Source organism: Flavobacterium piscis, assembly GCF_031457575.1.
GTDB classification, from domain to species: domain Bacteria; phylum Bacteroidota; class Bacteroidia; order Flavobacteriales; family Flavobacteriaceae; genus Flavobacterium; species Flavobacterium piscis_A.
The window spans coordinates 45,045-69,543 of sequence record NZ_JAVDWQ010000015.1 but is presented as its reverse complement, the minus strand read 5'-3'; the positions used below and the strand labels follow the sequence as shown (position 1 = coordinate 69,543).

Annotated in this window: 12 protein-coding genes; 5 read left to right on the top strand and 7 right to left on the bottom strand. The window is 34.4% G+C overall.

All coding sequences use genetic code 11. The features are described 5' to 3' along the window. Nucleotides 1–20 precede the first annotated feature (20 nt). From J2W48_RS18130 to J2W48_RS18100, 7 genes are all read right to left on the bottom strand, one after another. Nucleotides 21–1,142 (bottom strand): alpha/beta hydrolase-fold protein, encoded by a 1,122-nt coding sequence (locus tag J2W48_RS18130; protein ID WP_310283117.1) that lies wholly within the window; start codon nucleotides 1,140–1,142, stop codon nucleotides 21–23. Nucleotides 1,143–1,167: 25 nt separating this feature from the next. Next, nucleotides 1,168–2,466 carry a family 8 glycosyl hydrolase gene (locus tag J2W48_RS18125; protein ID WP_310283116.1) on the bottom strand — a complete coding sequence of 433 codons (1,299 nt, stop codon included), beginning with the start codon at nucleotides 2,464–2,466 and terminating at the stop codon, nucleotides 1,168–1,170. Between the two features lie 14 nt (nucleotides 2,467–2,480). Further along, a complete protein-coding gene (locus J2W48_RS18120; RefSeq protein WP_310283114.1) occupies nucleotides 2,481–4,031 on the bottom strand; it encodes a glycoside hydrolase family 43 protein in 1,551 nt (516 codons plus the stop codon). A gap of 30 nt (nucleotides 4,032–4,061) precedes the next feature. After that, nucleotides 4,062–5,024: a glycoside hydrolase family 43 protein gene (locus tag J2W48_RS18115; RefSeq protein WP_310283112.1), complete on the bottom strand. Its 963-nt coding sequence runs from the start codon at nucleotides 5,022–5,024 to the stop codon at nucleotides 4,062–4,064. A gap of 71 nt (nucleotides 5,025–5,095) precedes the next feature. After that, the gene (locus J2W48_RS18110; protein WP_310283110.1) at nucleotides 5,096–7,696 is read right to left on the bottom strand and encodes a glycoside hydrolase family 31 protein; all 2,601 of its coding nucleotides are present in this window, start codon (nucleotides 7,694–7,696) and stop codon (nucleotides 5,096–5,098) included. Nucleotides 7,697–7,718: 22 nt separating this feature from the next. Further along, entirely contained in the window at nucleotides 7,719–9,647 is a 1,929-nt protein-coding gene (locus J2W48_RS18105) for a glycoside hydrolase family 97 protein (protein WP_310283108.1), read from the bottom strand. Between the two features lie 843 nt (nucleotides 9,648–10,490). Then, nucleotides 10,491–12,650, bottom strand: coding sequence for a thioredoxin domain-containing protein (locus J2W48_RS18100; RefSeq protein ID WP_310283107.1), 2,160 nt, complete (start codon nucleotides 12,648–12,650; stop codon nucleotides 10,491–10,493). 248 nt (nucleotides 12,651–12,898) lie between these two features. On the opposite strand from J2W48_RS18100, the gene J2W48_RS18095 reads away from it, so the two are divergent. The 5 genes from J2W48_RS18095 to J2W48_RS18075 all read left to right on the top strand — a co-directional run bounded on the left by J2W48_RS18095 (nucleotide 12,899) and on the right by J2W48_RS18075 (nucleotide 24,464). Further along, a complete protein-coding gene (locus J2W48_RS18095; protein ID WP_310283106.1) occupies nucleotides 12,899–14,386 on the top strand; it encodes an MFS transporter in 1,488 nt (495 codons plus the stop codon). Between the two features lie 174 nt (nucleotides 14,387–14,560). Then, nucleotides 14,561–18,697, top strand: coding sequence for a hybrid sensor histidine kinase/response regulator transcription factor (locus J2W48_RS18090; RefSeq protein ID WP_310283105.1), 4,137 nt, complete (start codon nucleotides 14,561–14,563; stop codon nucleotides 18,695–18,697). Between the two features lie 641 nt (nucleotides 18,698–19,338). Beyond that, on the top strand, nucleotides 19,339–22,344 hold the full coding sequence (locus J2W48_RS18085) for a SusC/RagA family TonB-linked outer membrane protein (RefSeq protein ID WP_310283104.1): 3,006 nt from the start codon (nucleotides 19,339–19,341) through the stop codon (nucleotides 22,342–22,344). 10 nt (nucleotides 22,345–22,354) lie between these two features. Next, a complete protein-coding gene (locus J2W48_RS18080; RefSeq protein WP_310283103.1) occupies nucleotides 22,355–23,842 on the top strand; it encodes a RagB/SusD family nutrient uptake outer membrane protein in 1,488 nt (495 codons plus the stop codon). Nucleotides 23,843–23,921: 79 nt separating this feature from the next. Continuing rightward, on the top strand, nucleotides 23,922–24,464 hold the full coding sequence (locus J2W48_RS18075) for a hypothetical protein (RefSeq protein ID WP_310283102.1): 543 nt from the start codon (nucleotides 23,922–23,924) through the stop codon (nucleotides 24,462–24,464). Nucleotides 24,465–24,499: the final 35 nt, after the last annotated feature.

Below are 24,499 nucleotides of genomic sequence, written 5' to 3'. Positions count from 1 at the left end.
GGATTAGTATATTGAAAAACCTATTTTTTAAATAAAAGCGGTGCTAATTCTTTAAAACTTCGACGCCAGGTTTGAAACTCATGTCCTGTATTTTCTGAAATATAGGAAACCGCGTTAAAGCCGGCAGTTGTAAGATTTGACACAGCATCTTTAATACCATCAGGACGCTCTTTACTTCCACAGCTTAAAAAGATTAATTTGACTTTTGATTTGTCTTTTATGTCTTCCGGTTTATAAGTTCCTCCACTAAGAAGTGCGTAGTGAGAGAAAACTTCAGGTTTGTTAAGGGTTATCGATTTTGTTTCCATACCTCCCATCGATAAACCCGCCATCGCACGATTAGACTGATTGGCAAGCGTACGGAAATTTGAATCCACATACGGAATTAATTCTTCTGTCAGAACCGTCTGAAAGGGTTCTATTTTAAAACTGGCCAGACCGCCATATTTAATTTCATTGGTCATTCCGTATGTCATTACGATCAGGAATGGTTTTATTTTACCTTCTGCAATCAAATTATCCATGATTAAATTAACACGTCCCTGATTGCTCCAGGCTGTTTCGTCTTCTCCCCAGCCATGCTGTAAATACAAAACTGGATATTTCTTTGCTTTTTCTTTATCATAATCTGGTGGTGTGTACACATAAGCTCTTCGAGGAGTGTTGGTACTTTTTGAGGGAAAAAGAATCTGCTGTACATTTCCGTGCGGAACATTGTTAAGGGCATAAAAATCCTGATCGTGGGCCGGAATTTCTATTCCGCTTTCCCAACGGGTAGAGCCGTAAAAATTAAGTGCCCCCGGATCGTTAAAAACGCCTCCATCAACTGTTACGTGATAATAATGAAATCCTTCATCCATGACACCAGCGGTAGTACCTCTCCATAAACCATCATCCCCTTTTGTAAGGGTTGTCCCTCCTTTTGCGCCACCCAATCCAAGGCTTACAACAACAGATTTTGCTTCTGGAGCCATAATTTGAAATCTGGCATAACCCTGAGAATTCACCTGTGGGTATTCCTGCCCCGGCTGGTTGACTGTTGAAGGTTTAAAATCTTCTGCAATAGCCTGACTGGTTTGTGAAAAACCGGTAAAACCTGATAAAATAAAGCCCCATAAGAGCACAACTATATATTGTTTCATATTTTTATTTTTTAAGTTCAAAAATTTATTTAACTGCCGGATTTATAATTTGATAGTTTCCGCTAAGATGCATTAAGCTAAAAAGATACATTAAGCCATCGTAATACGGATCAAAATAACCATCCTCATACGGTTCAAGCTTCGCCTTCCACAGCGCGTGAACAAAGTCCATACTTTCTTTATCAGGATTGACTAGTGAGGCAGTCGCCGAGGTTCCTACTAATCCAATGGAATGTCTGAGTTTTTTAACCGGACCGGCCTGCAGAATAAAGTCCGGTTTAGAACCATCAAGATTAAACTGATCGTCAAAAGTGTCTAATCCTTTTGATCTCAGAAAATTTTGAAATTTACGGGCATATTCTTCCTGCCACTTTTTATCTTTTCCGTACCAGGTATAATCCATTGCGATGTTCATGGGCACACGCCACGAATCGTAACGAAATCCGCCCGGCATCCAGGGTGTCGGATGGGGTTCTCCGGTAAATTCGGTATAATCTGAATTTAAACCTGTTACAGGATGAGTGGCTTTGTGCAGAAAATTACGGGAAACTTCGGCACATTCTTTATAAAACTCCTCGTGGCCATCTTTGGCATATAAAGCCCATATTTCGTAAAATGCCGGAACATGATAAGAAGGGTCTGTCCAGTTGTACCCGCCCCCTTCCGGCACGAAGGATATTTGTTTATGTTCGGTATTGATGATATTATGAATATTACCCGTACCGTCTTTTTTCCACATCGCATCCAATATTCTTCTGGCTTCATTGTAGTAATGTATTCCGGTGTCATTACCCCATTTGTTAGAAGCAAAAAGCAAACTGGTGATATAATATAATTCTCCGTCTGAAGCAGAACCAGCCGAATTTTGTTTTTTGGTTTCCGGATTAACGCTCCATGCAAAATAACCTTCTCTGGGTCCGTCCTGATGTTGCATGTATTTGACAGACCATCTCCAGATGCGGTCAAAAACTTCCTTTTTATTGAGCTGAACCGCGACCATCATGCCATACGACATTCCTTCGGTACGGGCATCTTTATTTTTGACATCCGAAACATATCCTAAAGAATCACCCTCTTTAAAATAGACTTTGTTCGGTCCTTCAAAAACATCATAATAAGCTTTGGCTAATTTTTGGTCTATTTCAGCCTGACTGTAACCCGCTTCCTTAAAAAGATTGCGGTATTGAGGCCTTTTCGATTCTGATTTTTCTGTTTTCTTTTTGCTTTGACTAATGGCTAAGACGGGTAATATCAACCCGAAAGCCAATATCAAAATCCGAATTCTAATCAGAAATTCGTTTGTAATATTTTTATCTTTTATCATCATTTATCTTTTTACTATTTAATTCTAAACCAATCAAAATCGACATAACCACCCGTGTTTTTTATAGCATAATTGAATAAACCAAAACGATAGCCCATAAAATGAGGAAGGGTGTACTTCATTTTTAAAGTTTCTCCTATCGGATTCCACACTTTTCCATCTAAGCTGTAGAAGAAGGTAGCTTCATCTTTTTTATTCGTAAAATCACAATCAATTTTGAAATACACCTGGTTTTGATCTAACGGAACCTGCTGTAATTCAACTGCTTTATCTTTATCAGTTGCCGTCATTACAATTGACTTTTTATTGCCTTCCACTTTCACCCCTACTAATCCGTATTCTTTTTGTAAAGCGGATAATCCGGCAAAATCACCTTCTTTCATTTTAGAAACATCCAAGGAAACAGAAGCCGAGCTGGTTGGACCGATAGTGCGTTGTGTCAATGTGTTTCTTGCTGAAAGAAAATCGGTATCAACTCTTCCTGTTTTAAGACGCAGGAATCCTTTTCTTTTTTTTAAAGACCAAAGTGTATTATCGGGATTATGGTTCCATTGCCAAACTAATGGCAATGCCTCCTGATCCTTTTTGCGATTGAATTCATCAGAAGCAACCAAATTCGGAATCAAACCTGTACTGGCTGGAAGGTCTAACGTTTCCGGAACCTTATCCTTTTCTCCCAATATGGGCCAGCCGTCTTCCCATTTTACAGGAACGAGATAAGGAATACGACCAACAGCTCCAAAATCGCGAAAAAGATAGGAGAACCAGCGTCCGTCAGGCGTATCGATAAGTCCGCCCTGAGCAACACCTAAATCCTGCAAGGCTACTTTTCCCTCCCAAGGACCGTTTATATTGTCTGCTCTATGAATGATTACAGTTCGCATTCCGCCCTGAGGCCAGCAAATATTAAAGAGGTAATATTTTCCTTTTATTTTAAACAACTGGGAACCTTCTGAACCTAACATAATGTTATTTCCGGCTGGTAAGCTGGCGTTTTCTATAATAACTTTCTCCGGAACATCTTGTTTTATTCCTGTTAAATCATCTTTTAGTTCTACCAATTTGATTTGACCCGCTCCATAGATTAAATACGCTTTGCCATCATCATCAAAAAACAGCGAATGATCGTGATAGGATGGTTTAAAAGAGATTCTTTCCCAATTTCCTTTTTCTATAGCTGCAGTTTTAAAAATATAAGTTTCTCCGGTTGTTCCAGAAAAAGTGGTTACATAATACGTTCCGTTATGAAACCGTAAACTACTTGCCCACGAACCTCTTCCGTACGTGCTTTTTCCTTCTGTCAAATTTAGTTCCGGCATATCAGCCAAAGTATCATAGGCATAATTGATCAGCTTCCAGTTGACTAAATCTGTGGATTTCATAATGGGCAGACCAGGACTCATGTGCATAGTAGTACTGCTCATGTAATAAGTTGCACCAACCCTGATGATTGCCATATCAGGCACATCTGCAAAAATTAATGGATTTCGGGCTTGCGCCAAAGCAACAGCCTGAATGAGCAAAACAAAGAAGATGATGAAAATGAACCTAATTCTTTTTTTCATGTTATAAAAGATTAAATTAAAGAATAGCGCTTACTTGATTTTGCTGACACCTTCAGTAGTTTGTATTATTTTTTGAATGGTTCCATCCTCATTATAATACATATAGTCTACACAAACAGAACGCCTGTAACTACCGCCTGTAGGCAGACTTCCGTTGTGATAAAAAAAGTATGATTTGCCTTTGTAATCAATAATACCGGGATGTGTCGTAAAACTGTTAGCTACATTTTCCTGAATAATACCCTGATACGTCCATGGTCCTGTTGGATTTTTGGCGGTACAGTATTCAATCATTTCGGGTTTTGTCCCTGCACTGGCATATACCAAATAATAAATTCCTTTTCGTTTATATACCCACGGCCCTTCAATAAAATTTTTAGGTTTAAAGGTGGTAATAGGGCTATCCAGCTCAATCATGTTCTTTTTCAATTTTACCCATTTACAGCTTCCATTCCCCCAAAACATATAGGCTTGTCCATCATCATCTACAAAAACCGTTGGGTCAATATCATCCCAGGCATAGGTCATGTCGGTAGTCATTTCATTAATGATTAAGGCCTTACCAATTGCATCTTTAAAAGGACCAGTCGGGCTGTTAGAAACTGCTACGCCTATTGCGGCACCGCCTCCGCTAACTTCATCTTTTTTGTGAAACGTAGAAACAAACCAGTAAAACTTTCCGTCTCTCTCGATACATTGCGCTGCATAAGCATCTCCGGTGGCCCAGGAAAAAGTACTGGGTGAAAGCGGCGATCCATGATCTTTCCAGGTTGCCATATCTGTGGTCGAATACACACGCCAATCGGCCATTTTATAGTTGGTATCCTGCTCGGTGGCTACATCATGTCCTGTGTATAAATACAAAGTTCCTTTATGTACGATAGGTGCCGGATCTGCAGTGAAAATATTTTTTATAATAGGATTTTGTGCTGTAATTTTAAATACGGACAGACAGCATAATAGTGCAAATAAAAATTTGGTGTGGTTTTTCATTGTATTTTTTTTTGGTTGATAGTTATATGGTAATGCTCTTTTTAATTATATTACATTTAAATTCAATATCATTAATTTGTCTTTTTTACTACCACTTTCTTTCCTACATACTTTATTGTTTGAGAAATGGTATCGTTTTGTTTTCCGGAAATCCACACAATATTCATTGTATATATCGCTGTTTGATTCTTATAACTTCCCTTTTGTTTTTCGAAGGTCAGGGTTTGATTTTTCTCGTTCCAGACTAGTCGAATCTCAGTATGTTTTCCTTTTTCATAATTGTAATTATCACCTTCGTCGTTATAAAGGGTGAATACTGCATCCTTACCGGTATAAATGCGAAGTTCAAGTTCGTCCTGTTTCGAATCTGTATGCTGAACTACATTGCCTATCGGTACAATTGAACCTTCTTTTACAAAAACCGGAATCTTATCTAATGGTGACGGAGTTGAAATGGTCTGTCCTCCTTCAAATCGCTTGCCGGTCCAGAAGTCAAACCAGGCATTTTGCTTTGGCAGGTAAACATCCCAATTAGTAACATCAGGAGCAGTAACAGGCGCTATTAATAATGCCTTGCCAAACATATATTCGTAAGCATTACTTACAGCAGTTATGTCATTATTGAAATCCATAATTAATGGTCTCATTAAAGTTGAATTATTCTTAGTGATTTGCCAGGCTTCTGAATAGATATAAGGAAGCAGTCGATATCTAAGATTCATCATGGATCGCATATTATTTTCCACTTTTTCTCCATATTTCCAGGGCTCAGTTTCTGTTTGATAACCATGCATACGAAATATGGGATTAAAAACAGCCCATTGAAACCAACGGGTAAGTATTTCATGGTACTTTTCGTCTTTGTATTGTCCTGATCCGGGACGAAAAAAACCGCCTATATCAGTTGTCCAATACGGCATTCCGGTAAGATTATAATTTAAACCCGCCACTATTTGACGTTTATAGGCATCCCAATCCCAGCCTATATCTCCCGACCAGTTGATTGTTCCATAACGCTGCTGTCCTAAAAAAGCAGAACGGGTAAGAATGGCGACTCTCTTTTCGGGATTTGTATTTCTTTGACCTTCATAAACAGCTTTGCTGACAAATAATGGATAGGTCAATCGGTAAAAATCACCTAATCCAAAATAAGTCTGCTTGCCTCTTAACGCATCATTTTCAGGTTCAGTCGCATCCATCCACCAGGAATCTACTCCAAGAGTGAATAAATTTTTATCAAGCGCATTCCAGTGTGTTTTCTGCGTTTCGGGATTATAGATATCTATCCAGGGACTATCAGGAATGAATAAGTTTTTCGATACATATTCCTTACCGATTTCAGATTCCTTATTGAGATTTTCCCAGACAGAAATAGAAAAATGAGCGTTTAAATCGTGAATTTCCTTTATAAATTTTTCTGGTTCCGGATAATTCGTTTCATCAAACTTTGGCACACCCCAGCCATATTTCCCCCAATACTGCCAGTCCTGTACAATGACATCCACGGGTAAATTACGTTTTCTAAATTCTTTTACTGTTGAAACCAAATGCTCTCCGGAAGTGTAGCGCTCACGACACTGCCAAAATCCAAATGCCCATTTTGGGAGCATCGGTACATTGCCGGTAAGGTTGCGGTAACTGGCTATAATTTCGTCTGTAGTATCTCCTGCAAAAACTACATAATCCAATGATTTTGCATTTGGAGATTTAAAAACAGTTTCATTATCAGAAAGTTTAAGGCTAAGTGAAGGTGTATTAGTTGATTTACAAATTACTTTTACGCTATGCTCCCCTGCCTTTAAGTGAATTAATTTACCCACTGCCGGCGGAAGCCATAAATTAGATTGATTGATTACATCATTACCATCAATCACTACTAAATGACGGCTATCCATTTCTCCAAGATCCAGGAATATCGAATATTCTCCGTCTTTGGCGACCGAAAAATTTCCGGAGTAAATGGATTGTTGTTGTGAAACTTTCTGGGTACCCGAAGTTGTTGTCACTTCAACTTCCCTTTTTTCCCCTTCATTTTTATTATTCTTGGCTAAAGGAATCTCCTGATTTGTTGGATTAAAATAGGTCAGCCCGTATTGATGCCATAACAAACCATAGCCTTTATTGGACACCAAAAACGGAATGGCGATTTGTGTATTGACCTGAATTAATTTTCGCGTAGTATTTTTTAGGTTATAAAAACCATCCTGAAACTGTCCTAATCCGAATAAATATTCATCATTAGGAGATTCAAATCCTTGTTCAGCAATAAAACAAGATTCTCCCATAATAGTAGCAGGCTTTAATATTCTTGAATTTGCTTTTTCAGTTAGAAATACTTTTCCTGATTTATCGCTATACTCAATAACTCCTGTTTTTTTATTAAAGGAAACTGTTATTCCTTTTGTGCTAAGCTTTAAATTATCTAAAGATTCTTTTAATTTAAAATTTGGAACTTCTAATTTATTTATGAAAACAAACTCTTGTTCTTCTTTTTTATTTCCGATTTGATATTGTATGCGGATCGATTTTTCGGTAAGCGGAATGATATTTAGCACGCCTTCAGATAATTCAATTGATAATTTATCTTTACTTAAGGCATACTTTTTATATTCTTGCGCACTAATGGAAGTAAACAAAAAGCTTAAAAGTAAAATGTATACAATCTTTTGCATTTTTATATATTTAAATTATCAGCTATTTATCCATTGGAGTTAATGAAATCGCAAAACCTCCTCTGCGAAGTAATTTTATATCAATAATTGAATTTTTATTTACCTCCTTTGCTTTTGAATCAAAAGCCTTATCGTGTTTCCCATCAGCAATTATAATGGCATGATAATTAACTCCTTCTTTTAAAAATGACAGGCTGAGTTTTTTTATTGCTTCTTTGCTTTCAGAGGCAGTAATTCCACCTACGTACCAGACATTTCCTTTTCGGCGAGCCATCGTAACTTCCTGACCCGGATAACCGTCAATTAATTTTGTGTCATCCCATGCTGTGGGAACTTCTTTCAGGAAGTTTTTAGCTTCTTCAGGCAATTCATAATATCCTTCTGGTCTGTCGGCTAAATGTTGCAAAGGAGATTCAAAAAGAACTGAAAGCGCCAACTCATGCCCGTAAGAAGTATGATGCGGAAATTGCGAATTCGTAAAAGTGACAGGTGTATAATCCATTGCGCCGACTACGTTTCTGGTAAAAGGTAAAATCGTATTATGCTCTGGTGCGGTGGTCGAAAATTCAGGCCCATTATTATACCACTCTGCTCCGCGAACTGCTTCGTAAGTCATTAAATTGGGATAAGTACGTGACCAGCCCCGTGGTACAATACAGCCATGAAAATAAACCATCATTTCAAACTGGGCAGCATCTTCTAAAATATCCAGATAATACTGGATCATATCTTGTTTTTCACTTTCGAAAAAATCAACCTTAACACCCACAACGCCCAGTTTTTTAAGTTTTGTAAATTCTTCAACCCTGTTTTTATGGGTAAGCATTCTGTCTTTTGGTGTTGAAGACACCCACGTATGGTCTCCTCCTGAATTATACCACATCAATGGTTTTATTCCTTTTGAATGGATGTATTTTAAGGCATCTTCCCGATTGCCTCCATTCGCCATACTATCCCATTCCCAGTCCAGAAGTGTATAGGGCCAATTCATTTTTTCGGCTAAATCAGCAAACTCACATACGGTTTTATAGTCTTTGGTTCCATGATTGCTGGACCAGTAATTCCACGATACTTTTCCCGGTTTTATCCAATCTGTGGTTTTAAAACGAGTTGGTGTTGTTACATCTTCAATTAAAGTACTTTCTACAATATCAGACAAACTGCCAATAGTAATTACTCTCCAGGGTGATTGCCATGGAAGTGAAATACGAGGTTTTGACTCCCCTTTTCCTCTGGCGTCTTGAGGATCCGGAAAAGTAAGTTTATAGGTATTGATATCAGTTGTATTACTCAATTTTGTACCACAGTAAGTACGATCTAAATCAGCTTCGTGCAGCAAAAACCAGCAGGATTGATCAGGCGAATTAAATAGTGCCGGATAACACCATTCCTGCTGAATTATCTTGTCATTACTCGAAACATCATACAAACCTTCATTCGCAGCATTCCATTTCTCCAGCCATCTTTTACTCTCTTTTGGTATTTGATAAGCTGTAAATTCATCATTAATAGTATATGAGCCTTGCTTTTCCGGAAATTCATATCGAAATGTAACGCCATCATTATAAACTCTTATAATAAAATTCAATTTCGCTTTAGTTGGGTTTTCAAAAGAAACAATAATTTCATTGGCTACATTTTCACGTAAAGATTTCTTGCCAAAAGGAAGTTCATAGTGTTCCTTAATGATTTTCGGTTTTGATATTTTTCTAAAAAGAAGTTCTTTTGAAAAATCCTGATCACTTCTGGAAAGGCCTAAAGTTACTTTCGGGATTATTTCCAATTTATTTTTATCTCCCTGATGGTATATTTTCAAATACCATTCGCCCTGATGATCAGATTGTAAAGTTGTTTCAATTTTTTTATCAGGTGACTGTAATTGTACTTGCTGTGACCAGGAATGGCAGAAGCTAAGTAAAACAAAAAACGCTAAAATAATTTTTAACTTCATAATTTTAAATAATTCATTTTATTTAATTCTTCCCGACTCAAAAAAAGCAGCTTTAGCCAATAAATGATTCTGTAATGAAAAAGCCGAAAGGGATTTAAACTTCCGGCTTTAATTAAAAATACTAACACTAACTAACATTAGCTATAAACTATTATGTAAATAACACATATAACCAATTATTAACTTTTATATTCCACTCAAAATCATCTTAATCCTGAGAGCAATTATATCTTAATTTTAATCATAACCTCTATTTAGTGTTCTCTTTTAATAGCACTTCATTTCTAAAAACAAATACCCTTGGATTGGATGCTATAAAATAATAAATATGCAAATTATTCAACCCCTTATGCTATTACCTTTTATTACAATTATACACTTCAATTCTAAATCTTAATTTACTTATTAGATAAGTGTATTTATTACAAATATAAAAAATTAAATTAATACACAATCGGTTGTTTATTATTTTTTTTTATTAATTATGTATAAATATTTATAATTAAAAACATTCTGTTTATTTTTAAATATAAAAAATAGATTATATGTATTAATCATCTTCTTTACATCTCATGAGTTTGCAAATTTAAAACCGTTGATTCAAATTTTTAGAAGAATTATTAAAAAAGAAAAGAATTGCTAAAATTGCTCTTAAATACAGTAAACAAGGAATATTTAAAACAAAAGTTCTTGGAAATAAAAAAATAACAGCAAAAAAACAACTGGTTGTTTACAGAGGGGTTTATGTGATAAGCCAAATCATTTAAAAAAGACAGGTTGCTTGTTTAAATAAAAAAGGTTTTTTGATGGAAAATTGCCATTGGGGACGAATTTTTTATATTCTTATAAACTATTTTTTATCTTATTAACCGCTATAACAACATCTTTTTCAGGCATTTTACAAGCTTTATCAACGCAAACATAAATATAGGTTTCATTGTCTATAAAACGATTTTCTAAAATAGGAAGCTTGCTGTCTTTTGTAGCTCCTGCAATAAGGATATTGGGCAAATAATAGCTTTGCAGCTGAATCGTTTTATCAATCGCCACTTTGCCAGAGATGGCAACTTCAAAATAATTATGGGTATAGTTTAACATTAAATCCAACCAATTATAATATTCTGCTGGTGATTGTAATACTTTTTCTTTTACATTGTTCAACATTTTTTGAGCAGTTTTAGAATAAGTCTCATTAGAATAATAATGCCCTAACAGAAATAAATTATGAGCGAGAATTGAATTGGAACCCGGAATCACATTGTCTGCGATTTCCATTTTTCTGGCAATTAAATTTGTTGAAGTTTTCGATGTAAAATAAAACATACCTGTTTTTTTATCCCAAAAATTTGTCATCGTATAATCTGTTAACTGCTTGGCTTTGATTAGCCATTTTTCGTCAAATGTAATTTGATACACCGCAATAAATGCATCTATAACAGTAGCATAATCCTCTGAAAAACCAGTAATAGTGCTTTTACCATCTTTATAACTGTGATTTAAGCTTCCGTCCTTTTTAAGCTGATTATTTAAAATAAAATTGGCATTTTTTATAGCGATTTCCTTGTAATGCGGATTTTTGAATGCACGATAAGCGCTCACATAACCTTTTATCATTAAGGCATTCCAGGAGGTCAGGGTTTTATTATCTAAATGAGGTCGCGGCCTTTTATTCCTTTCCTTTAAGAGTACTTGTTTCCAGTTTTTTACTTTGGTCTCCAGTTCAGTCAAAGTCAATCTATTTTTAAGGGCAAACTCTTTATCCGATTGGTCTTTAAATAAAATATAGTTTCCATTTTCCCATAAACCGTTTTCATTACTATTATAATACTCTTGAAAAAGAGAAAAATCAGATTTTAAAAGCGTTTGTAATTCTTCTTTTTTCCAGATATAATACGCCCCTTCTTCCAGTTTATTTGCTTTGTTTTTACTGTCCGCATCCAGAGACGAATAAAAAGCACCATTGGGTGCCATCAACTCTTTTTCAACAAAATTCAGGGTTTCCACTACCGTTTTTTTATACAATTCGTTTTTGGTAACCAGATAAGCATCAGAATACAAGCTCACTAATTGCGCATTATCGTAAAGCATTTTCTCAAAATGAGGCACATGCCATTTTTCATCTGTCGAATATCTCGCAAAACCTCCGCCAATGGCATCGTAAATTCCTCCATTAGCCATTTTTGTAAGTGTGGTCTCCACATACGTTTGAATTGCTTTGTCTTTATTCTGGATACTGTAACGAAGTAGAAAACTCAATGAGGCTGGCATTGGAAATTTGGTATCACCTGCCAAACCTCCTTCTTTATAATCTAAATCTTTTTGCCATAATTCTACGCTAGTAAAAACGTCTGATTTTTTAAAATTCGCTTCATCATTATTAACTGTAATTAATTGTGATTCCTGAACTCCTTTGATGAGTTTATCTGCATATTCATTGGCCTTTTTGGGGTTGTTTTTATACAAATTAGAAAGTTCCGTTAAGGCTTTTGTCCACTCTTCTTTGGTAAAATAGGTACCTCCAAAAATTGGACGACCATCAGGAAGTGCAATGCAGTTTAAAGGCCATCCGCCTCTACCGGTCATTAATTGCACTGCATTCATATAAATCTTGTCAATATCCGGACGCTCTTCCCTGTCTACTTTTATGCTGATAAAATTATCATTCATTAATTTGGCAACCGCCTCGTTTTCAAAACTTTCTTCTTCCATAACGTGGCACCAATGGCAAGCAGAATAGCCTACAGAAATAATAATCAGTTTATTTTCTGCCTTTGCCTTATCCAAAGTTTCTTTGTTCCATGCTTTCCAGTCTACAGGATTATGTGCATGCTGTAAAAGATACGGACTGCTTTCGTTGATTAAATCATTGGTATATTTGTGGTTTTCTTCTTTATTCTGTTTTCTGTTACAGCTTATAAAAAAACAGGAAATAATTAATAAAAGAGGTAGAATGCGCATATAAATGAAATGAAAAGTGTGAATAATGATATTGATTATCAGCATGTTTTTTTAATCAAAAGCTAAAATAGCAATTTATATTTAATAGATTTACTGCAACGAAATTATGCTTCAAATATGCTATTAAACGCTTCAAAAGTGACAATCTTATTTCAACTTTCAGGCTATTTTTACGTTTGGCATTTTATAAAATCGAATGGAAGAAAGCGTTCATTGCCCGATAAAAAATTTGCTCTAAAATAATTTCAAATCAGCACGATGACTAATGGAAGAAAAAAATAACCCGTCTATTTATGAGTAACACATCACAAAAGCTTTCTGTACTGGAAAAAATAGGTTACGGTTTAGGTGATTTTGCAGCGAATCTGATCTTTCAGGCTTTGCTTACCTTTTTGGCTTTTTTTTACACCGATGTCTATAAAATTCCTGCAGGAACGGCAAGTGTTATTATTTTTGTTGGTGGTTTTATCGGTGCTTTTTTTAATATTATTATGGGTGTTATTGCTGATCGTACTAAAACCCGATGGGGAAAATTCAGACCCTGGATATTATGGACCGCTTTGCCTTTTGGAATTGCCTCAGTTCTTTCTTTTTTAACTCCTGATTTTAGTGAAAACGGCAAGATAATCTACACATTGCTGACTTACTTTTTTTTGGTATTAATTTATGCCGCAAATAATTTGCCTTACGTTGCTTTAAGTGGTGTTCTAACTGGTGACATGAAAGAAAGAAACAGCCTTTCCTCCTATCGTTTTGTGGCTGTAATGATTGCCCAATTTATAATTCAATCGCTTCTGTTGCCATTAGTTTTAATTTTAGGACATGGTGATAAGGCAGTTGGCTTTAAAAACACAATGATATTATTTGCTGCTATAGGAATAATTTGTCTGCTTATTACTTTTTTTACTACCAAAGAAAGAATCGTACCCGCAAAAAATCAGGAGTCTTCAATTAAGCAGGATTTTATCGATTTGTCTAAAAATGGTCCCTGGCTGGTTATGTTGCTGGTTACAATTTTGGTATTTATAACTTTGTCCTTAAAAGGCGGAATGTATGTTTTCTACTTTAAATATTATTTAGATCCGGGTGCACAAACCGTTTTTTTGAATGATATTGGTTTTACTGCATTTATTGATAAACTGAATAATTCATTGACAGAAATGGGATTAGTAGATTTTCAATGGCCGCAAGATGTTCCTACTTCTGCATTTAGCCTTTTTAATGCCGGGGGAATCTTATTTATGATCTTTGGAATTATGATTTCAAAGCCGCTCGCAGATTCTTTTGGCAAAAGAAATGTTTACATTACTTTCATTTTTTTGTCTGCTGTAAGTTTATTGTTTTTTAATTTTTATAGCAGAACAGCTATTGCACTGGTTTTTCTGACCCAATTAGCACATGGATTTATTTATGGAGTTACAATTCCTTTGCTTTGGGCCATGATTGCGGATGTAGCGGATTACAGCGAATGGAAAAACAATCGGAGAGCGACTGCTACTGTTTTTTCGGCTATGATTTTCGGATTAAAAATAGGAATAAGTATTGGTGGTGCATTAGGGGCTGCTTTTTTATCCAAATATGGTTATGTCGCTGAAGAAGTCAACCAGGTACCCGCTACAGTTGAAGGAATTAAACTTTCTGTAAGTATATATCCCGGTTTTATATTTATTATAAGTGCCGTGCTGTTGTTCTGTTACCTGATAGATAAAGAAATGGAAATTCAGATTGAAAAAGATTTAAAGGAAAGAAGAGAAACGAAAACACATGGCTACAGGAATTAATTAGCATGATTAAATTTGGAAAATCCGGCTATTTTTGAAGTACACAAGCTCATTATTCAAAAATTCACAATGCTTTCATACTTTAAATGTAGTTAATGTCATATTAATTTTAAAAAATAATTGGTTTTCAATTAAATAGTATATATTTAATTTTAATTTACAAATCATTTTATAATGTCCCAAAAAAAATGTTTTAGATTTATTGCCCTGTTACTCTTTACAATAAATAACTTGTTTTCTCAAAATACATTTGAGAGCTATCAATTTAGGTTAGTAAGTAATGAGACTTCAAAAAGTGGCATTTATACCATTGCACAGGATCAATCTGGTATTATGTGGATTGGAACAAATGGTGCAGGTTTATATAAATTCGATGGAGTAAATTATGTCGCTTATGAGCAAAACTCCAACGTAAATAATTCTATCAACAGCAATCTGATTTATGTAACTTATGTAGATACCCGCAACCGGTTGTGGACAGGGACAGATGAAGGATTATGCCTTTATAATAGAAATTTAAATACTTTTGAAAGTATTGATATTCAAAAGAAAATAAATAAAGAAACAGTAATCTCTGTTAAAAGTATTATTGAAGACAATCAGGGCAATCTTTTTTTAGGAACGTTTAATAGTGGCCTCTTAAAATTAGATGTCAAGTCCAGAGAAATTACTAAACTTAAACTCGATATCCCACATGCAACAAATTATCTTATCAACTGCTTGGCAAAAGATAAAAAAGGGATTATTTATTTAGGCACTAATCTTGGATTAAAAGTAATCGATCCAATAAAAAATGAAGTTAAGAAAGTAAACATTGGTAATAAGAATCAAACTTTCTCCGGAAATATTGTATCTATGTTTATTGATAGCAACCAAAATTTATGGATTGGTGATGGTTATAAAGGTTTGGTTAAGATTGATCTAAATTCTAAAGTTAAACAGGCTGTTTCCTACCCTATTACAAAAAAAAGAATTATGTCAATACTGGCAACAGATCCTAAAACAATTCTTTGTGCAACAGAAAATGATGGTTTAATTATTGTAAATGACCAAGGAGCCGTTCAAAAAAAATATGTAAACAGCAAATTCAATATTCGCAGTTTAAGTTCAAATTCTGTCTGGTCTTTATTTTTAGATAAGGAAAAAAGAATTTGGCTGGGTTATTACAACAAGGGCTTAGGTATTTTTGATAAAATAAACAGCAAGGTAAATATTATTGAAAGTTTACCGGGTAATTCCCAATCATTACAAACCAATTGTGTTACCGGTATTGCCAAAGATAATGAAGGCCAATTATGGATTTCTATGGAAGGCGGAGGAGTTGATGTCTATAATACTGAAACTAAAAATTTTAAACATATTACCAAATCTGACAATGGCTTTTACTCCGGGCTAACCAATGATAATATTACAAATATATTTATTGATAAAAAGCAAAATATCTGGTTATCCAGCTGGAACGAGGGGATTTTTGTTTTAAAGAAAGGAAGCAAAAACTTTATTAATTACAGCACAAAAAATACGCCTAATCTGATCTCAGACAATATTATGAGCATTGCCCAGGATTCCAGAGGCGTAATCTGGATAGGGACTTTTGCAAAAGGTTTGCATTATTATACTCCTTCAGATGGCCAGTTTCACCATTGCAACTCTGAACCATTTTATACGAATGGATTAATAAATTTAGACATCCGAAAGATAATTGTAGATTCTGATGATTCCGTTTGGGTCGGTTCAACAACGGGTTTATACAGGGTTAATACAAATGATTTTGTCTCTTTTTCAGTAACATCTTTTCGGAATAAAATGTCTGAAAAGCTTAAAAACCATAAAAGCACACATACAATTAACACTTTATATGAGGCTAAAAACAAAGAAATTTGGATTGGTACTGATGGTGCCGGATTATTCAGCTACAATAAAAAAAGTAATTCCATAAAATGGTATATAAATTTTCCCGGTCTTTATGAAAAATCAATTTCATCGATTGTAGAATCTAATGATGAATGTGTTTGGCTAAGCGGAAAGAAAGGTATTACAAGACTTAATTTAAAAAATAAAACTACCGTCAATTATTCTACATATGATGGACTGTTGGGAAATGATTTTAATAATAATTCTGTTCTAAAAGATGAAAGCGGACTGCTTTATTTTGGAAGCTACGAAGGTCTAAATTATTTTAACCCCACTAATTTAGTTAAAAGTAAAAAACAGCTTCCGATTTACTTAACTGACCTCAAACTTTTTAATAAATCAGTAGGCCCATTAGAAAAAAACTCCCCATTAATAAAAGTAATATCTGAAACAAAAAAAATAATCCTTAAACATGATCAGTCCGTATTTACAATTGACTTTATTGCTGTTAACTATTCTTTTCCTGCCAGAAATGAATTTGCTTATTATTTAGAAGGTTTTGAGGATTCCTGGAATTATGTTGGCAGTAAACGCTCTGCAACTTATACGAACTTAGCACCAGGCAACTATGTTTTCAAGGTTAAGGCAGCAGAAAAAAATGGAGCCTGGAGCCAAAGACCATTAGAATTGAAAATTGAAATTTTACCGCCCTGGTGGAAAACCTCTTTTGCTTATCTATTCTATTCCTTATTATTATTTGCAGCAGTTCACTTTGCCAATCAATACTATCAAAATCGTTTTAAACAAAAACAAATGATAGAATTTGAACAGAAAAAAGCCTTACAGATTGAAAAATTAAATAATAAAAAATTACAATTCTTTACCAATATTTCGCATGAGTTCAGGACTCCGCTTACTTTAATTTTAAATCCATTAGGAGATATAATTAAGAACAATAGCCAGGAATTATCTGAGAGTGTATTAAATAAATTAAAAACTATTCAAAAAAGTTCAGACAGGCTTTCAAGATTAATCAATGAGCTAATGGATTTTAATCAACTGCAGTTTAATAAAATGACCCTGCAATTACAATTAATTGAAGTTGTTGGTTTTACAAAAGAAATTGTCAGTTATTTTGATGAAGAAGCATCCAGTCGTGGAATTCTGTTGCATTTCGAGTCAAATAAAGCCTCATTAAAAGATTGGATAGATCCTAAAATGTTCGAAAAAATTATTTTTAATGTAGTTTCAAATGCTTTTAAGGTTACTCCAGACAATGGTGAAATAAAGGTAAAAATAGTGGTGGATGAAGAATTTGCAAAATTTCCGCTGATAAGTCCGACCAATACTTACCCATCTTTTGAAGTCATTGTTGAAGACACTGGAGCAGGGCTGGATAAAAAAGATATTAAGAGAATATTTGACCGTTTCTACCAGGTAAACAATTTAAATAAAGCCTATTACGGAAGTACCGGGATAGGATTAGAAGTTGTTCGTGGGCTTGTAGAATTACACAAAGGAATTATCGAAGTAGAAAGTGAATTGGGAGTGGGTACCAGTTTTAAACTGCTATTTCCTATTGGAAAAGATTTTTTTGATGAAAGCGAAATACTGCTTGAGGAATTTAAAAAAGAGAAAAAAATAAGTTTTACACCAATAGTTGAAAAAACAGACAGTGAATCAACGGATAATGACGAAAAACAAGATCGAATTTATACCATCCTGATTGTAGAGGATAATGTTGAATTACGAAATTATTTAAAAAATGAACTCAAAAAAGAGTATAAAGTCCTTGTAGCTGAAAACGGTCAGGTTGGTTTGGAATTAGCCTTGCAAAAATTGCCCGATTTGATTTTAACAGATGTAATTATGCCTGTTATGAGTGGTTTAGAATTATGCAAAAGCATTAAAGCCGATTTAAAAACCAGCCATATTCCGTTAATGATGCTGTCTGCAAAGGCGTTAGTTAAGGACAGACTAGAAGGGATTGACTCCGGGGCTGACATGTATTTGAGCAAACCTTTTGATATGGATATTTTAAGGTCCAGCTTAATACAATTGATTAACAGCAGGCAAATTATGTTTAATAAATTCTATAACGGAATTACGCCAAAAGCGAAAGAAAAAACAACCACTTTAGATAATGAATTTATAAAAAACACCCTGAATTATATTAATGAAAACATTAGTGAGACAGAGTTAAGTGTAGAGGTTTTAGCTTCCAAAGTCTTTTTGAGCAGAAGCCAGTTGTATCGAAAAATTAAAACACTGACAGGTGTATCTGTCAACGAATTTATACGGAACGTTCGTTTAGAAAAGGCAAAAGAATTAATAGAACTTGGAAATGATAACATAACAGAAATTAGCTATAAGGTTGGTTTTAGCTCTCCTTCTTATTTTACAAAATGTTATAAAGAAAAATACGGACACCTGCCTACCCATAATAACAAGCAATAGTTTTTTAAACTATGAATCAAGACGGTATAAGCCGTCTTTTTTTTGTTCTGGTTTTTTTATTTTATTACAAAAAATTCAGTCTAGCATAAACTTAAAAAATGCGTTTTGAATTATTAAATCAAAATCTGAAATCAAGGTAATTTCTTGCTTTTTATCAGCTGTTGTATTTTCATAATTATTAGATATAAAAAAAATATCCTTTTATTTTTTTAGTAATGGAAAAAAAATGAGCCATTATTATCAATTTCCAATTACCATTCTGCTTCAAAATACCTAAAACACTGAAATATAACACTTTTACATCTTTTATGCTACAAATTTGATAGTTTTTGCATCATTTGTCTTATGTGAAATTTATGTTAAGGCTCTATTTTTGGGTTAATAATATCAAATTAACTAAAAAAAATATTAACAACCTTAAAACAATATCAGCATGAAATGAAACAATTTATTTATTGAAGTTTCTCTTTTTTTAATCAAAAATTAAACAATAAAAATGTGATTAAGAAATCTAATTGAGAATAACTTATTAGAAGTGATTTCGAAATTTAAGAGTAAAAGTAGTTTACAAACTAAAATCAATATAAATAAAACACTTTACAACCAGATAATTATTTAACTAAACAAAAAACCAATTAACTATGATGTTAAAAATAAAATTTGCAATAGTCGCATTGCTAATAGTCAGCACTCAAAATGTGATGGCACAATCAAAGACCATACAGGGTACGGTTACAGATGCATCAGGGGTTCCTTTGCCAGGTGCCAGTATTAATGTACAAGGATCAAAAAACAGTGCATCAACAGATTTTGATGGTAAATACTCTTTACAGGGTGTAAATGCTACAGACCAAATAACATATTCTTACGTAGGCTTAATTTCACAAACGATTTCTGTTGGGAGTCAGACTGTCATCAATGTTAAATTAGCCGAGTCTACACAAACCTTAAATGAAGTTGTTATCGCTTATGGTACTCAAAAAAGAGCTAAGGTAACCGGGGCAATTTCAGTAGTAAGTTCAAAAGATATCGTAGCAGTACCTATTACGAATGCTGAATCGGCATTGCAAGGTAGAGCAGCAGGTGTTACAGTTGTCAATGGTGCGCCAGGTTCAAGCCCATCAGTTAAAATTCGTGGATTAGCTACAATGAATAATAGTGACCCTCTATATGTAGTTGATGGCGTTTTGGTAGGTAACTTATCAGGATTAAACCCTAATGACATTGAATCCATGTCTGTTTTAAAAGATGCCTCAACAACGGCTTTATATGGTTCTAAGGCTTTTAATGGGGTGATTATGGTAACAACGAAAAAAGGAAAGAAAGGTCCTGGTCAAATAACGTTTAGTTCTTATGTAGGTTCTCAAACCGTTACTAAAAGATATGATGTTTTAAATACACAGCAATATTTACAGTATGCTAACGATTTAGGAAGTAATTTAACCGCAAGAGCTGCAGAGTTTGGTAATATAACTACTGATTGGCAAGACGAAATCTTTCAGACTGGCCTGATGCAGGAATATAATTTAAGTTTCTCGAGTGGAACAGAGAATTCTACCAGCCGTTATTCTGCCGGATATTTAAAACAAGAAGGGGCTATTATTAAAACAGGTTTCGAACGTTATTCTTTCAGAGCTAATAATACACAAACATTTGGTAAACTAAATGTTGGTAGTAATATAGGAGTCTCTTTTAATAACACAAATCCAGAGCGCGCTGCCGGTGGAAGAACTTTATTAGAGCATGCTATTAAAATGGCACCATATTTACCGGTTTACAACGCAAATAATTTAGGAGGATACCAAGGCCCCTCAGCAGCTGATGGGCAAGACGCCGAAAATCCTGTACGTGTGGCCAACCATGGATACCAACAAATTAACGGAGTATCTATAATCGGTAACATCTTCGCAGAACTGGAAATTTATAAAGGCTTAAAATTTAGATCCCAGGTATCTTTAGATTATTATACAAGCAGAGATCATACGTTTGTACCTAGTTACCGTGATGGTTCAGCTCATTTTCAGGACTATTCATCAACTGCTGAAATAAATTCTCAAGGACAGACTATTGTTTTTGATAATGGTTTAACCTATAAAACGACTATTGCCGATAAACACAATATTGAAGCATTAGGGGTTATAACTAAAATAGAGAATAAAAGCCGAAATGTAACTGCAGGCAGCCGTAACTTAATTTCTGATGAAATTGATCAGTTAAGTCTTCAGAATGCTAATTTAAGTTCAAACAATTTTGAAACAAATAATTTAGGTTACATAGCCCGTATTAATTACGATTACGATGATAAGTATCTCTTTGCAATTTCTGGACGTAGAGATGGTTCTTCCCGATTTGGAGCTAATAAACGTTTTGGTAATTTCTATTCTCTTGCTTTAGGTTGGAATATTGCCAAAGAAAGTTTTATGGAAAATTCTATTTTTAGTACCTTAAAACTTAGGGGCTCTACCGGAACAACAGGAAATGACAGAATTGAGGATTATCGTTACAGCTCTAATTTAGCTACCAATTATACATATCCATTTAATGGAGAGGCAGGAATAGGTACAACCTCAGGAAGTGCTGCTAATCCAGATTTACAATGGGAATCTAAACTTGACAGAAACATAGGTTTAGATTTTGGTTTATTTGATGAAAAATTTACAGGATCTATTGAATATTTTAACAATAAAAGTAGTGATATCCTTTTTGCAGTACCACTTGCAGCTTCTACTGGTTCTCCGGGAGGGACACAAATACGAAATATTGCCGATGTAAAAGTAAGCGGATACGAATTAACATTAGGTTACAATGACAGAAAAGGCGATTTTACCTGGTCTGCAACAGCTAATTTTGGTACAAGCAAAAACGAAGTTACAAATTTAGCACCAGGCGTAACTAGTGTTTTAGGAGGTCCATCAGGAAGAGCTGGCTTAGAAAGCTTCTCAAGATTAGAAGTAGGTCAGCCATTATTTTACTTTTGGGGTTATGAAACCAACGGAATCTATCAAAATCAGGCAGAAATAGATGCTGTTCTTGCGCCGGGTCAAACTACTTTTCAACCTGGTGATATCCGATTTGTGGATCGTAATGGAGACAAAGTCATTAATTCAGAAGATAAAACAAACATCGGGAATCCATACCCGGATTTCACTTATGGATTAAACCTTACTGCAGCCTATAAAAAATTTGATTTTAACTGCTTTATAACAGGAGTATCCGGAAACGATGTATTTAATGCAAATAAATTCGATTTAGAAGCAATGCAACGTTTATTTAATTCTGGTACAGAAGTTTTAGATCGATCTATGGTTACAGGAGGAGTAGTTACGAACCCATCAGCTACATTACCAAGAGCCCTTGGCGCAAGTCAAAACTGGTCTTCAGCTAGTCAGCGATATGTTGAAGATGGTTCCTATACAAGATTAAAAAATGTTACTATAGGATATACATTATCAGGAGACACATTCGGTACGTATTTTTCAAATATTAGATTTTATCTAAGTGGACAAAATCTTGTAACTATTACCAATTATTCTGGTCTGGATCCTGAAATTGCGCGTGTAGATGCAAATTCAAATTCGGCAGGTATTGATATAGGAAGATATCCACAACCAAAATCAGTAATTTTTGGTCTTGAAGTTACATTTTAATATATAAAAGATGATGAAAAAAATAAAATATATAGTTATAGTATTGTCAGGAATTTTGGCAATAAATTCATGTGACACTAAGGATTTAGAATTAACTAATCCAAATGCCTTGTCTCCGGAAACTTTCTTTAAAACGAAAAATCAGGTGCAGTCGGCTGTAAATGCGTGTTATGCCAACCTGCAGACAAGAGGACTTTATGCAAGACATCTTTTCTTTGCATTAGACCTTATGTCCCAGGAGGCCAAAGGAAATCCGCAATTAGAAGGTAATAAAGTTCCGTTTAGCAATTTTACTTTCGATGCCAGTAGCGATATTGTTCAATACTATTGGGAATCATGCTTTTTAGGAATATCAAAAGCTAATTTTGTATTGGATAATGAAGAAAAAATCCAGGCTTTGCCAAGTTCAATTTTAACACAAGAGCAAAAAAATAAATATTTAGGAGAAGCTCATTTTCTAAGAGCCTATTATTATTTTCTTTTATTGCCTCGTTTTGGTGATTTACCTATTTATACCACACAGACTACCGAAGGTGTTGCAAGAAGTTCAAAGGAAGAGGTTTATAAATTGATTGAAGCTGATTTTGATTTTGCTTCTAAAAACCTGTTAAGCAAAACCGTAGAAGATAAAGGGAGAGCAACCAAAGAAGCTGGTTTTGCGTATTTAGGAAAAGTACTATTATATCAAAAAAAATATGATGAAGCTTTAGTTGCTTTTAATAAAGTTACAGGATTTAGTTTAGAAACTAATTTTTACAACAACTTCATGGATGAAACAGAACATGGTCCTGAATCTATTTTTGAGATTGAATACGATGAAACTCTGGGAGTAGGTGATAAATGGGGTAGTGATACAGCTGGAGACGGTGTTGCGGAATCAACTCTTAGAGGTCAGGAATACGGTAATTTGGGATGGTTTAATGTATATCCATCAGATAATTTATTGGATGAATATGAACCCGGAGATAAACGTTTTGGAGAAACTTTTTATGTACCTGGATCAGTTTATAACAATGGTGCAAATACAATGGTAGCAGCTAATTTCACTTCTTCAGCAGGGATTAGAAGAGCAGGCTGGAAAAAATACCAAAACTATTATAAACGTACTGATGAAAATCTGGATTCAAGTATCAATTTTAAAGTAATGCGTTATTCTGATGTATTGCTTATGATGGCAGAATGCGAAAGCATGAGAGCAGGTGGCGTTCAGGCAACTGCTATTGGTTACATTAATCAGGTTCGATCCAGAGCAAATGTACCTCTGTTGGCAACAACACTTACAAAAGACCAGGTCTTTACTGCTCTAGTGCATGAACGCAAAGTAGAACTGGCAGGTGAACAAGTACGTTTTGATGATATTATAAGATGGGGTATTGCAAGTACTGAACTGGCAGGAACTGGTTTTCAGGCTGGAAAAAGTGAGCTATGGCCAATACCAAACAGAGAAACATCTTCTAATCCGAATATAAAACCAAGTGATAATAATCCTGGTTATTAAACGATAAAGTTAGTTAGGTTTGAGTTAGTATTTGAAAACAGCGCATGTTAAATGCGCTGTTTATTTACTATGAATTTTTATGAAAAGAATCGCATCACTTTTTTTAATCGTAACATTGTTTTACAATGTTTTAGGATTTTATATCATGTTTGCTGAACAACAAAAGCAAGTGTGGGTGAATGCTATGGAGAAAACGGATAACTCCAATTTTGAAGTGATTGAAATTAAAATTAATCCCTATGCGTATGTTGTAGATTCAGGCTTTGAAGAAGCTAATGAAGATTTCATAATCGAGAACAAGACTTATCATGTTTTTAAGAAAAGAATTATAAACAATGTTTTAAAATTATATTGCCTAAAGAACTCTCGTCAAGAGGTTTTTAATAATGATCTGAAAAAAATCGTCGACAGTCAAATATTTGATATCGATTCAAATAAAGAAAATCCAAGTAAAAAATTAATGAAATCCTTTATTCAGGATTACATTCCTAATGATACAATTAATTTAGTGATCACGACTCCTAAATTAGTTTTTCCTGCTGCTTTAAATTCTTACAATCCAAAAGGAAACATTCTTTCCGGATATTTTACTACCCATTATCCTCCTCCTGATATGGTATAGTTTTTCCCTGATGTTAAAATATAAACAGACATGAT